Genomic DNA, 12,977 nt, shown 5'->3' with positions numbered 1-12,977 from the left:
CATAAATAGTAAAATTAATACAATCACTATATTTTTGTATCACCAATACTTAAGTGTGATGTGGCTCTACTGGATATATCCATGTGAAGCGAATCAGTGCGAATAGAAAAAAGCCAATAACGATGATTATTGGCTGAACGATAAAATATAACAGTACGATAGAATCGCAAGAGACTGTCTTTAACTATAAGCGCGTGCCACTCTGCCTTGGCAACTGAGTGTGTATTTATGCACGTACGCCGGAATGAAAACGGATTGACCTTTCTCTACTATGCAAACGTCACCGTTTGCATGCGTAACAACCAATGTGTCGTCAAGCGGTAACAATATTTCGGCGCTTTGAACATAAAGGCCGATATTGGTTGCGCCCGGTATGATGGCGAACTTGAAATCGTCGACCGGGATTGGGTATTCGAGCACGCCCTTATCTTCAATCGGGGCCAACAATAGACTATCAAACGGTTTCTCACGAAATCGCGTGCACGCCACGAGTTCATTGACGTCGATGTACTTTGGCGTGAGCCCTGCACGCAGAACGTTGTCTGAATTGGCCATGATCTCAAGCCCGGTGCCTTTTAAGTAGGCGTGCGGAGTTTCTGCATCCAGGTACATGGCTTGCCCTGGCTGAAGGGTGATAACGTTGAGTATTAAGGGCGCAAACAAACCAATATCCCCCGGATACTGCTTCTCAAGCTCTAAAATCAAGCGAAACAAGGGTAAATCGATGATGCGCGCCTGCGCTAACAGCACCGTTAACGCCATCTCCTTCTGCTCGCCTTCTAACAATAACAATCCGCAGAAGAACGCCGCCAAACCGGCTGGTGTTTGCTCGGCGATAAGATCGTTAACCAGGCTCTTTAGCTCGGGGATAGCCAGCTCTGAAAAGAGGCTGATGATTTCGCTGATGGGACGAAAACCATTCATTGCCTGATATTCCGTCAATGCATAAACGAGCTCTGGCTTGTGATTGGGGTCTTTGTAATTACGATTTGCTGCGTTCAGCGGGATGCCTTGCTGGTTTTCAGCCGCGAATCCGAGTTCTGCTTGTCGCTTATTTGGGTGAACCTGAATCGACAGTGCTTTTTCTGCCGCCAGCACTTTAAACAAATAAGGAAGTTCGCCGAAGCGGGCCGCAACATGGTGGCTCAGAAAAGCGTTCATATCTTGGGTAATCAGGGTTGAAAGCTTGGTCTCTTCGCCGTTAAACAAGACGGTTGAACAACCATTCGGATGTGCGCCCATCCAAATTTCTGCCTGCGGCTCGTTGGTCGGATTTTCAATATCAAACAAATGGTTAACTGACGTTCTGCTACCCCAGGCATAGTTTTGAATCACATTGTTCATCACAAAGAACATGGGATGAGCGGTTGTGGTTTGGAGGGCTTTCGTCTCGTGGATCGTTAAGTCAGACATAGAGTGTCACCATAGAAGGTCATCATGGCTCGGATGTTGCCCGAGCCATTGGAGTGGTATGGGGAGGGATTAAGCGATAGCTTCAATCATTTTTGCTTTGCGGACTTTCTTGAGCGTTACACAGGTGACTGCGGTAACTGCTGCGCCTGCTGCCATGCAGATCAGAGCTAATAGTGGGTGGTTCATTGCGCCAAGCAGTGCGACCACAGGACCACCATGTGCGACGCTGTTGGTGATGCCAAATGAGAACGCCATAACGGCCGCGACCATTGAGCCAAGGACGTTTGCCGGAATGACTGACATTGGATCCTGCGCTGCGAATGGGATTGCACCTTCAGAAATGCCGACCAGACCCATCGCTCCTGCGGCTTTACCTGCTTCCGTCTCTGACTCTTCGAACAGGTCAAACTTACGGCCCAAGACGGTAGCCAGAGCCATACCCAGTGGAGCAACTGGGATAGCACACGCCATCGCGCCCATAAATTGAGTTTGACCGCTGGCAATCATGCCGACAGAGAAGAGGAAAGCGACTTTGTTGAACGGGCCACCCATATCAAAGCCGGCCATACCGCCAAGTACGATACCGAGCAGGACTACGTTACCGGTACTCATGGTAGTCAGCAGGGCGGTGAGTCCATCCATCAGGCTGGCGATTGGCGCGCCGATAACGAAGATAAAGAGCCCTGCGATGAACAATGAGCCGGTAATCGGCGCAATCATGATTGGCACTAAAGGTTGAATGAACTTGTGGTAGTTGATGGAAGTAATCCACTTCACGAAGTAACCAACCAGCAAACCGGCGATAATGGCACCAATGAAGCCAGTACCTGCATCTGCGCCGTAGAACGAACCGTTGTTTGCAATCCAGCCACCGATCAAACCTGGCGTTAACGCAGGACGGTCGGCAATTGCGTAAGCAATGTAGCCAGCAAGAATTGGGATCATTAATGTAAAGGCAACCACACCCACGTTTAGGATCTGATTCCACATGCTGCCTTCCGGGATGGCCATTCCTGCTTCGCTTGGTTGGCCGCCAATCGCCAGAGAGAGCGCAATCAACAGACCGCCGGTGACCACAAATGGGATCATGTGTGAGACGCCGTTCATCAAATAACGGTAAAGATCAGAGCGAGCCTGAGAGGCTTTGTCTGAGACCGAAGATGGGGTGCTAGCTTTCATCTCAGCTTGGAAAACCGGTGCGCTTAATGCCTCGTTAATCACGCCTTGCGCATCACGGATGGGCGCTTTAACGTTGGTCTTCACCACGCGTTTGCCTGCAAAGCGGTTCATGTCGACCTGTTTGTCACACGCCACGATGATGGCATCAGCACGTTGGATCTCGTCTTCTGTCGGACTGTTTTTTACCCCGATAGAACCGTTGGTCTCAACCTTAATCGCGTAACCCATCGCAGCCGCGCCTTTCTCTAATGCTTCGGCAGCAAGGTAAGTGTGAGCAACGCCTGCTGGGCAGCCAGTGACGCCGATGATGAAACCTTTACTTTCTTCTGCGCTGGCTGTGGGTTGAGGCTCTTGTTTTGCGAGCAGCAGGGCAAGTGCTTGTTCTGAGGTTGTGGCGCTGAGAAAGGCATCAATAAAGCCATCTTCAATCAGTTTTGAAGATAGTTCTGCCAGCACTTCGATGTGGTGATTATCGCCACCGTCCGGAGAGGCGATCATAAAGAACAACTTGGATGGCAAACCGTCTTCTGCGCCGTAGTCGATGCCAGACTGGCTAACGCCGATGACAACCGCAGGCGCTAGAACGGCAGCACTCTTAGCATGCGGAATGGCAACACCATCTTCAAATCCTGTATTACCTAATGTTTCACGCTCTTTAATATCGGCAAGGAACTGGGTTTGGTCAGAAATACGACCTTGCGTATAAAGAATAGAAACGAGTTCGTTAAATACTTCTTCTTTCGAAGTCGCTTGAAGATCGAGTTTAATTAAATCTTCATTTATTAGTTTGGTGATCATTGTCGAACCCCTGTAAATATAAATTTCATTTCACAGGTATTCTTAATTTAATGAACAATAGACAGTAGTGAAGAAAAAATGCATTTGCTGGAGAATTGTAACGTCCTTGTTGCAGTGTGATTTAGATCGTCTTCACTCCTAAAACTAACTGCATATGTGATGCATTATGATGAACCTGATAAATCATGAGTTTGTTGAGTGTTGCCCAAGATTATTAAAGGCTTTATTGGCTTTGTCTGTGAAAGTTTGAACTGGAATATTGATGCGTTAGCTGGATTTTTGTAACCTTAAAATGAAAGTGTGATTTTGCTCAATAGAGAAAAGCCATTTCAAGTGTATATCTATAATCGCAGCGTCATTCAAGCATGTGTAGAGTGTAAGAAAATGATTTTTCATGATTTAATTTCAGCCGTGTTAAATGAACGCGAACCTTTTCATAATGTTTGGTTTGCGGGTGATTTTCATACGCCGCCTGAATTTAGTTATCAAGTTAATTTTCCCCGTTTAGAATTAGTTCTTTACGGAGAGTATATTAACGAAATGGAAAGTCATGACCGAAAAGTCACTAATATTATCGCTCAGAAAGGAGACGCGATATTTATTCCGCCCAACTGTTGGAACAAACCTGACTGGGATAGTGATTGTTCAGTCTTGAGCATTCTCTTTGGGCGTCGCCAGCTTGGACTTAGCTTTGTGAGTAAACGTAAAGGCGAGGCAAACTTCTATGACATTCAAAAACACAGTATTCAGACGCGCTCAGGTTTCGCCATTGATAACATTTTAGAAGCACTGAGTTCGCTGGCGCGTGAAAATACCAAGAAGCCGATGGATGAATTACTGCTGCAGGCTTTGTTACAGTATGCGAAAACGATGCTGGATGCGCCTGCCGAGCTGCAATCACAAAATCGGGTTCAAGATCTCTATCAGGGAATTTGTATCTACATTCAGGAGAATTTCCATCGGCCAATTACCCGGGACAGCATTGCGTCTCGGTTCAGCATTTCATCTAACCATTTATCTCGTCTTTTCCGCCAGCAAGGGCATATGACTTTGGCAGATTACATTACGTGGGTAAGAGTGGATCGCGCCAAGTTCATGTTGAAGAAGTACAAATTCAAACTCAACGACGTATCAGTACGGTGTGGTTTTAAAGATGTGAACTACTTCTGCCGCGTATTTAAAAGCCGCACTGGCAGAACGCCAACAGAGTATCGTGGTTCAATTTAACCCAATTAGCTTTTCCTGCCTGCTAGCCAAGCAGTCTTGACATGGCGTACATCAGCAGCGCCTGTAAGTCGATACTGCTTTTGGTTAACAACAGCCGTTCTGCCATTTGGTCTGTCAGTAGGTTTCGGGTTAGGTTGGTTGCGGCGATGAGCTGTTCGCGCGTTGGTTTTTCAGGCATCACCAGTGCTATAACGAGGTGAACCTCTCCCATTTTGGATTCCCAATCCATCGACTTTTCGTTGGCAATGACGGCAATAGATATATGCTCAATGCTGGGAAACATTACGTGGGGCAGTGCGATTCCCGGTGCGACGCATGTAGAGGAGCGCTCTTCTCTTTTGATGAAAGCCAGAATCAACTCGTCCGGATAAATAGGATGAATCAGCTGGGCGAGCCCTTTTAAGCATTCAAATTTGGTGAGGTTAGTATGTGCTTTGGCGTAGTGCCATTTGATTTCACAAGGCGGGCATATTTGTGGCAATCGTTGTGCTAACTGGCCAGAAAACTCATAGTTGATATGGGAGCCGACGACAGTAAAGCGCTCGGCGATAATGTCTTTAATAACAAAACATGCCAGCTCTGCATCAATACCGATGGCGGTGATTTGGCATAGATCGCCTTGTCGTAACCCTACCTGAAAAATCGCAACGGATTTCGTCAGCTCAGCAATGCGATTTTGCGTTATGTTTATGATGTGTAAGGTGCTTTTGAACTTCTTTGCGACACGATTTAACGGCTGGGCTACATGAGCGCTCGCGTTAGCGTCTTCGACAAAAAAAGTGATTTGGTATTCGTTCATCTGTGAATTCAGTTGCGGCAGTGGACGAGAAACACTTTGTCGACATTCAGCAATACATCTTCAATTGAGATTTGAATTTTATCCGTACCTTCAAATCGCGCTGGTTGTTCTATTTCAATATCAGACACAATTAGCACGCGATCGGCATGAGCAATATCATGAGGTGTGAGTTGATTTTCAATCCCCATTGCACCTTGCGTTTCGACTTTTATCTGTACGTTATATTTTGGCGCAGCTTTCATCAATGCATCTGCCGCCATATAAGTGTGCGCGATGCCTGTAGGGCACGCGGTCACCGCTACAATTCTCATTCTCTATCCACTTTATTTTTTTGTGGATACTAGCACAGTGGTCGTCAGTTGAATCTAACCCAGTTCGAATTAACGCAAGAGCTCTATCACAGTTTAAATCTCATGTTACATTAATCCAGTTAATGCACTTTTAGTCCTATATCTCACAGGGTAGTCACTGGCTAATCTATGCTCACCGAGAACAAGAAGGAATGCATTCGAGTCTGGGATTCTGTATCTCACTCTCACTTGGGTATATATTCCAGCGTGAATATTGGAAGGTAAAACAATGGACATCACAAACCTGATTGAGCTGGATACGATATGCCTGGATTTGAAAGCTCAAACCAAAGACGAAGCGCTCGTAGAACTGACCACAATGTTAGATTCTGCGGGCAAGCTCAACAGCCCAAGTCAGTTCTTAGCGGATATCTGGAAGCGAGAAGAGATAGGTAACACCGGATTCGATGACGGTATTGCCATTCCACATGCTAAAAGCGATGCAGTGTCGAAACCTGCGGTTGCCGTTGGGATAAGCCGCCGCGGCATTGACTATGGTGCAGAGGATGGCGAGCTGTCTGATGTCTTTTTCATGCTGGCGTCACCCGATGGGGATGACAATCAACATATTGAAGTTCTTGCACAAATTTCTACAAAAATCATCGAAGATGGCTTTGTTGAAAGGCTCAAAGCGGCACAATCGCGAGAAGACGCGCTTGAGATGCTGACCGATATTCAAACTCAACCCAATCCATTTCCTTCGGCATCAGCAGAGTTCGCGTCGTTGCCTCTCACTCCTTGGGCGAGAAAGCTCGGGCGTATTAAAGAGCATCTGCTGTTTGGCACTTCCCATATGATCCCGTTTATTGTTGCGGGTGGAGTACTGTTGTCGTTATCGGTGATGCTCTCTGGTCATGGCGGTGTTCCGGAAAAAGGCATTCTTGCCGACATCGCTCAAATGGGGATAGCGGGCCTCACGTTGTTTACAACCGTCCTTGGCGGATATATCGCATATTCGATTGCGGATAAACCAGGGCTTGCCCCGGGCATGATCGGCTCATGGATCGCGGTCAGTCATTACAATACCGGTTTCCTCGGGGCGATTGTAGTCGGCTTCTTTGCCGGATTTGTGGTGTGGCTTTTAAAGAAAATTCATTTGCCAGATAGTATGAGTTCATTGGGTTCGATATTTATTTATCCGCTGATTGGCACGTTTATCACCTGCGGCGCAGTGATGTGGCTAATTGGTACTCCCATTGCCAGTGCGATGACAACGATGAACGAAGTACTGACGGGGATGGCGGGGTCCGGAAAAGTGCTGCTCGGTACGGTGCTCGGTGCAATGACAGCTTTTGATATGGGTGGACCGATCAATAAAGTGGCGACTTTGTTTGCGCAAACTCAGGTGAATACGCAACCATGGCTAATGGGCGGTGTTGGCATCGCGATATGCACGCCTCCTTTGGGGATGGCGCTGGCGACGTTCTTGGCACCAGGTAAATTTAAACGGGATGAACGTGAAGCAGGTAAAGCTGCTGGCATTATGGGGATGATTGGTATTAGTGAAGGCGCTATCCCCTTTGCGACCAGTGATCCCGCTCGCGTGCTGCCCGCTATTGTGGCTGGGGGCATTGTTGGTAATGTGATTGGTTTTATGTTTCATGTCATGAACCATGCTCCGTGGGGGGGCTGGATTGTCCTCCCCGTGGTCGATGGAAAAATCGGCTATATCGTCGGGACAATTGTAGGTTCGATGACTACGGCGTTGATTGTCATTGCGCTCAAAAAAGCCGTCACTGAAGACGACCTCTATGCTCGCCATTCTCAAGGTTATGGTTCTGTTGTGGGTGAGGGGGAAGCAGACATTTTGGCCGTGACCTCTTGTCCTTCTGGTGTGGCACATACGTTTCTGGCCGCTAAATCGCTAGAGAAAGCGGCGTGTGCTCTTGGTATAAAAATCAAGGTAGAAACACAAGGCGCAAACGGGGTTATCAATCGAATTACAAGTAAAGACATCGACAACGCACGGTTTGTTATTTTTGCTCATGATGTGGCGATTAAAGAACCGGAACGCTTCAGGAAGATCAAAGTGCTGGATGTCAGTACCAAAGATGCGATGTTTAATGCGGCCACGCTACTGAAAGCGAGAAGAGTTTCTTGATTAGAAGTGCAGCCGGAGTTTAGTTTTGCCAATCTAATAATAGTTAAATCGGTAGATTGGCCAATAAAAGATGATGTGTTCCGGTCTTTCTCGATGCTTTGATCTCTCTGAAGCCTATCGGAGAGAGAAGCTTCCTACGCCTTATTCTCCGGACTTCTATTCGCACCAATCCAGTCTTTTATCTCTACGGCATAGGTAGCGTGCGCCTTCACATACATTTGTTTTGAAAGGTCACAACTAGACTCATAATCTGCTATTAGGAAAAGTAGGTCAATAATGAGTTACAGAAAGTCGCCAATGCTTTCTGCCTAGCTTGGAAGGAGTAAATATTTGTTAGCTATGATCGCGCCGATAAGCCCTTGGACAGAAATTTCCCAGAGGCTTTACTAAACTAGGCCATGCTACTTTATTATGAGTAAAAATGCATAGTTATAGACGTGTATAACAGTAATGTCGCGCATGGCGGTATAACATCATGGCTAACTATTGAAAAATTTCGTAAGGGATTACATGAAGTTACTAAGCTGTTCGATCAGAAATTTTCGTCGTTTAGAAAATGTTACGATTGACCTAGAACAAGACGAAACGATATTTGTTGGTCCTAATAATGCGGGCAAAACATCCACGGCTTCTGCATTTAGGTGTTTTAGCGGTGGCAGAGCCTTTTCAATAAACGACTTTTCGGTATCTAAGCTTCAACCTATTAATAAATTTGGTGAAGAGGGTGACGAGAAAGAGTTACCGACGATAGACATGGATTTGTGGTTCTCTATTGATCCACACAAGATATCCTTTGGTAGAGCATTTACACTGTTACCCGAACTATCAGATAAACTAGATAAAGTCGGTATTCGATTGAAATATCAACCTCGGGCTCCTAAAGCAATGAGAGCAGCATATATGGAGGCTTACCCTGTCTCTGAAGGTGAAAAACGACAGGTATCATTATCACAATTCTTAGGTATCGATGCTAATTTTAGTCGTTTCTATGAGCTGACATATTATTCTTTAGACAATCGAAAAGCGGAACTTAAAGAAACCAAATTAGATAACTTGGAGGGGAAAAATCTTTTCAAGAACCTGATTCGTGTCGACTTTCTAGATGCTCAAAGTGACCTGCCCCCGAGAACTAATCCAAAACTTCATTAGTAATGCTTGTTAAATTACCACTGTTTCGTGCCGTTCTTGTTGTCGCTGCAAACTCAGAAGGAGTTAAGTAACTCAGTGCTGAGTGGGGGCGATTTTCATTGTAATCCATTCGCCAGAGGCTGATTAGGTCACGAGCATGACTCAAATCCCTAAACCAGTGCTCGTTTAAACATTCATCTCTGAACTTACCATTAAAACTTTCAATATAAGCATTTTGTGTCGGTTTTCCTGCCTGGATTAATTTTAAAATCACACCATGCTGATAAGCCCATTGGTCGAGCGCTTTCCCTGTAAATTCTGGGCCTTGATCCGTTCGTATCGATGCTGGATAACCGCGAAACGCAGCGATAGACTCCAGCGTGATCACGACTTCATATCCCGAGATCCCCGTAGCAACAGGAATATCTAGGCACTCCTTTGTGTAATCATCCACAATCGTCAGGCATTTAATTCGTCTGCCGTTACTGAGCGCATCCATCACAAAGTCCATAGACCAAGTGTGATTTGGTACTGAAGGAAGCAAGAGAGGCTCTCGCTCAACACACTGTGATTTTCTACGTCTCCGTTTGCTGACCGTTAAGCCTAATTCGCAGTACAAGCGATAAACTCGCTTATGGTTAACATCAAAACCTTCTCGCCTCAGAAGGCGATGGATCCGACGATAACCGAATCGACGTCGTTCCAATGCCAGCTCTTTTATACGAGCCAGAAGCTTATCATCCTCGCGATTAGCTTGAGGTTGATATCGCAGTGACGCGCGTTGAATACCGACGAGTAGACAGGCTCTGCGTTCTGAAAGCTGGGTGCTTTTCTGAATGACTTTAACAGCCTTGCGCTTGTCCTCGACGGTCAGTACTTTTGGCTAAGAGCGATTTTAAGTGCTTCTGTATCCAGCAGTGTCTCAGCCAGCAGCTTTTTGAGCCGAGCGTTCTCGACTTCCAGTGCCTTAAGGCGACGAGCTTCAGAGACATCCAGTCCTGCGTATTTTTTGCGCCATGTGTAAAACGTCGCATCCGATATCCCATGCTTGCGGCAAAGCTCTCTGGCGGGGATACCTGCTTCCGCTTCCTTTAAAATGGCAATGATTTGTTGTTCATTGAATCGCTTTTTCATGTTCATCATCTCCTTGGTTGGATGAACATTACTAAGTGTAGACTGGACTAGATTAAGGGGAGCAGGTCAATAGAGGCTCTAAAACTCATAAAGTCTAGGTTTGGAGTTACCTTAAAGAAAAACGGACAGAAAGTTGCTTGTATTACTTATACCAAGAGAGCTGTGCAAGTAATATCTTCTCGTTTAGGTGATAGTGACCTTTTTATCGTATCAACGTTACATAGCTTCTTATGGGGTGAAATCAAAAATTTTACTGATGATATTCGCACTGCTTTGATTGAATCGAGAATCCCTGATTTGATCGAGAAAGAAAGGGCTAAAGATAATGGCGGACAGAGCCAAACTGCAGTCAATGCTAGAAAGAAAATAGAGGTTCTTACCAGCCTTATCGAAGTTTTGCCTGAAATTAACTCATTTAACTATGACGATGCTGCATTTAGTGATTACTCAAAAGGTAAACTCAGCCATGACGACATTATAGAAGTGGCTGGTTATCTATTACTCACTAACTCGATTTTTCAAAAGGCTTTTGGTTATAGGTATCCCTACTGTTTCGTTGATGAAGCTCAGGATACTTTTCCAATCATTATTGAATCATTTCAAAAAGTTGCTGAAGACGAAGGTTTACCTATAGTGGGATTTTTTGGAGACCCTTGGCAGCAAATTTATGATAAAAGAGCAGGAGACTTTGGCCCACCTCAAGGTGGCGAAAAGATAGATAAAACCGAAAATTTCCGTTGCTCTACTAGTGTTATCTCGTTTCTCAATAGTTTTAGAGGCGACCTTGAGCAATATCCAGCAGGTGACAATAAAGACAAAGAAGGTAGCGTCAAAATTACCTTAATTGAAGCAGAGCGTCCTTCTGAACCAAGAAATAGATATTCTGTGATTCAAGTAGACCGTTCTCTTGAACGAATGGATAAAGCTCTAGAGCTCTGGGGATGGAAAGATCGAACTGACATAATTCGATTGTTTTTAGTAAGACAAATGATCGCGAAAAGGCTGGGATTTACTGATCTTCACAGGCTGTTCACGGGCAATTATGCCTCTTCTGTTGCACAAGAGGGGTATGAGTCTGGTGACCACTATTTGCTTAAACCCATAATTCGCTTTATTTGGCCTCTTCTTGAATTTAGTCGTTCTAAGAATATTCGAGGTATCGTTGATTTGCTTACCAGTACCGGACCTGCATTTAAAATTAATGGTAAGAATCAAAACCGTTCACTCAAGGAAATGGTTGAGCTGGCGAAAGAATCTGTAAATGGATTAGATGAGAAGTGGCGTAACAGCAATGTTAAAAGCGTATTGGAGTATTGTCGCCAATATGAACTAATTGAGTTCTCTGACCGTGTAATACAACATTTAGATCGAGAGCCGAGACAAGAGGTGTATGACCCAGAAAAGTTTGGTCAAGAAAAAGGTGACTGGTTGTGCGATGAGTTCTTTGACATGGCAACTGAAGAACTTGAAAAATACTGTGATTTTATTCGTGACAATACAAACTACAGTACTCAGCATGGAGTCAAAGGAGAAGAATACCCAGATGTGCTTGTGGTTATGGATGATATAGAGGCTGCATGGAACAACTACAATTTCTGTAAGTTATTAGCTCCTGAAACCTTTGGAGCACCTACACAAGGGCAGCAGCAAAGAGGGGAAAAGTTAGCTTACGTTAGCTTTTCACGAGCAGAAGATAATTTACGGATCTTGTTATACACAAGTAAGCCGACGCAAACTAAAGAGGAACTGGTTAGAAATAATCTTTTTGCCGAAAAACAAATATCGATCATTCCATTAGATTAGTATGAAAGGTATTAAACACTAAATCATAAGAACCAAAGCATGGAACCCTGTTTACTTTTAAGTACACAGGGCTCTAAACCCGATAGTTTCTTCTGACAAATTTTTGATATATCAGATAAATATATTAGATCAGGTCTTTCATAGAATATCTAAACTCTTCACCGTACTGTAAAGTGATGTGAGATTGATGCGTTTACCGTATCGGTCAAATGTCAGGTTTGTTTTTGTGTGACCGACTAGATCAGCTACAAGATTCTCAGCTATGCCGATTTGTTGTAGTTCATCAATAAAAGTATGTCGCAAGCTGTGGAGTGTTGGTCTTTGAGACGGCATAAAACCTAAATCATCAAGTACCTTGCCGAAGCGGTTTACAAATCTTGCTGACCAGTCTTTGTTGACTCCGGTTGCTCTGAAGTTAAATAGTTTCTGTTGTTTGTTCTCGTATCGCGTTTGAGCATAGTGCAGAAATCCACGATTGATTAACTCTGGGTGTAATGGGACTAGTCGTTTTGCTGACGCGGATTTTAGCCGCTTATCTTGACCGATGTCGTTGATATCTATACACCAAATCTCATCGATTAGCTTTATATCAGCTGTGCAGAGTTGGCAAATTTCAGACACACGAGCTCCGGTAAAGAGTAATAAATGCGGCAACCAGTAGTCCTCTAGTTCCTTTTGTGTGCGCACAATGTTTTTATTAGGGAGCGTAAGGCTAGGATGTTTGAACAACTTGTACAAATCAGGTTTAGACCATCTCTGCCGATCTTCTGAGGCTCTACGAGATTTTCTTTTAACGGTCACATCTTCAAAAATATTTTTTCCAATATCGCCCCTAAGGCGTAACCACTTATAAAACTGGCGCACAGCAGCTAGATATTCAATGACAGACTTTTCCGCTTTGCCTGTGAATCGCCACTGATTTCCTAGACGTCTTTTAGTTAGATAAACTAGCTAAAAAAGAGGTGTCCATGAGCCATAAACGTTACCCCGAACAATTCAAAATCGAAGCAGTGAAACAAGTCACTGTTGCCGGCCATTCTGTTGC

General features: G+C 44.8%; 10 protein-coding genes. 4 read left to right on the top strand and 6 right to left on the bottom strand.

From position 1 onward, the window contains the following. Positions 1-180: 180 nt before the first annotated feature. Both manA and JIG40_RS19690 read right to left on the bottom strand, forming a co-directional pair. Positions 181-1,413, bottom strand: a complete 1,233-nt coding sequence (gene manA / locus JIG40_RS19695; protein ID WP_199465926.1) for a mannose-6-phosphate isomerase, class I — start codon at positions 1,411-1,413, stop codon at positions 181-183. A 69-nt stretch (positions 1,414-1,482) separates the two neighbouring features. Then, positions 1,483-3,390: a fructose-specific PTS transporter subunit EIIC gene (locus JIG40_RS19690; RefSeq protein ID WP_199465925.1), complete on the bottom strand. Its 1,908-nt coding sequence runs from the start codon at positions 3,388-3,390 to the stop codon at positions 1,483-1,485. Positions 3,391-3,774: 384 nt separating this feature from the next. On the opposite strand from JIG40_RS19690, the gene JIG40_RS19685 reads away from it, so the two are divergent. Next, positions 3,775-4,617 carry an AraC family transcriptional regulator gene (locus JIG40_RS19685; protein ID WP_047460849.1) on the top strand — a complete coding sequence of 281 codons (843 nt, stop codon included), beginning with the start codon at positions 3,775-3,777 and terminating at the stop codon, positions 4,615-4,617. Positions 4,618-4,639: 22 nt separating this feature from the next. Here JIG40_RS19685 and JIG40_RS19680 read toward each other — a convergent pair whose 3' ends face one another. Beyond that, positions 4,640-5,416: a PTS sugar transporter subunit IIA gene (locus tag JIG40_RS19680; RefSeq protein ID WP_199465924.1), complete on the bottom strand. Its 777-nt coding sequence runs from the start codon at positions 5,414-5,416 to the stop codon at positions 4,640-4,642. 8 nt (positions 5,417-5,424) lie between these two features. Then, positions 5,425-5,727 carry a PTS fructose transporter subunit IIB gene (locus JIG40_RS19675; RefSeq protein WP_032082532.1) on the bottom strand — a complete coding sequence of 101 codons (303 nt, stop codon included), beginning with the start codon at positions 5,725-5,727 and terminating at the stop codon, positions 5,425-5,427. 268 nt (positions 5,728-5,995) lie between these two features. Between JIG40_RS19675 and JIG40_RS19670 the strand changes: the two genes are divergently transcribed. Beyond that, the gene (locus JIG40_RS19670; protein WP_199465923.1) at positions 5,996-7,867 is read left to right on the top strand and encodes a fructose-specific PTS transporter subunit EIIC; all 1,872 of its coding nucleotides are present in this window, start codon (positions 5,996-5,998) and stop codon (positions 7,865-7,867) included. A 510-nt stretch (positions 7,868-8,377) separates the two neighbouring features. After that, a complete protein-coding gene (locus JIG40_RS19665) occupies positions 8,378-9,016 on the top strand; it encodes an AAA family ATPase (protein WP_199465922.1) in 639 nt (212 codons plus the stop codon). Here JIG40_RS19665 and JIG40_RS19660 read toward each other — a convergent pair. Next, positions 8,997-10,129, bottom strand: a protein-coding gene (locus JIG40_RS19660) for an IS3 family transposase (protein WP_244662704.1) whose coding sequence is annotated in 2 segments (ribosomal slippage) — positions 8,997-9,871 and positions 9,871-10,129 — 1,134 coding nt in all. Because the reading frame shifts where the segments join, the coding sequence is not laid out codon by codon here. The genes JIG40_RS19665 and JIG40_RS19660 overlap by 20 nt on opposite strands. 162 nt (positions 10,130-10,291) lie before the next feature. Between JIG40_RS19660 and JIG40_RS19655 the strand changes: the two genes are divergently transcribed. Beyond that, a complete protein-coding gene (locus JIG40_RS19655) occupies positions 10,292-11,932 on the top strand; it encodes a UvrD-helicase domain-containing protein (protein WP_348541346.1) in 1,641 nt (546 codons plus the stop codon). A 138-nt stretch (positions 11,933-12,070) separates the two neighbouring features. Here the strand turns inward: JIG40_RS19655 and JIG40_RS19650 are convergent, their stop codons facing one another. Continuing rightward, entirely contained in the window at positions 12,071-12,796 is a 726-nt protein-coding gene (locus JIG40_RS19650) for a site-specific integrase (RefSeq protein WP_348541345.1), read from the bottom strand. Between the last annotated feature and the right edge of the window lie 181 nt (positions 12,797-12,977).

The sequence above is a fragment of the Vibrio sp. bablab_jr001 genome (assembly GCF_016464285.1).
GTDB lineage: Bacteria > Pseudomonadota > Gammaproteobacteria > Enterobacterales > Vibrionaceae > Vibrio > Vibrio fluvialis.
This window is presented reverse-complemented; position numbering and strand designations above follow the sequence as displayed.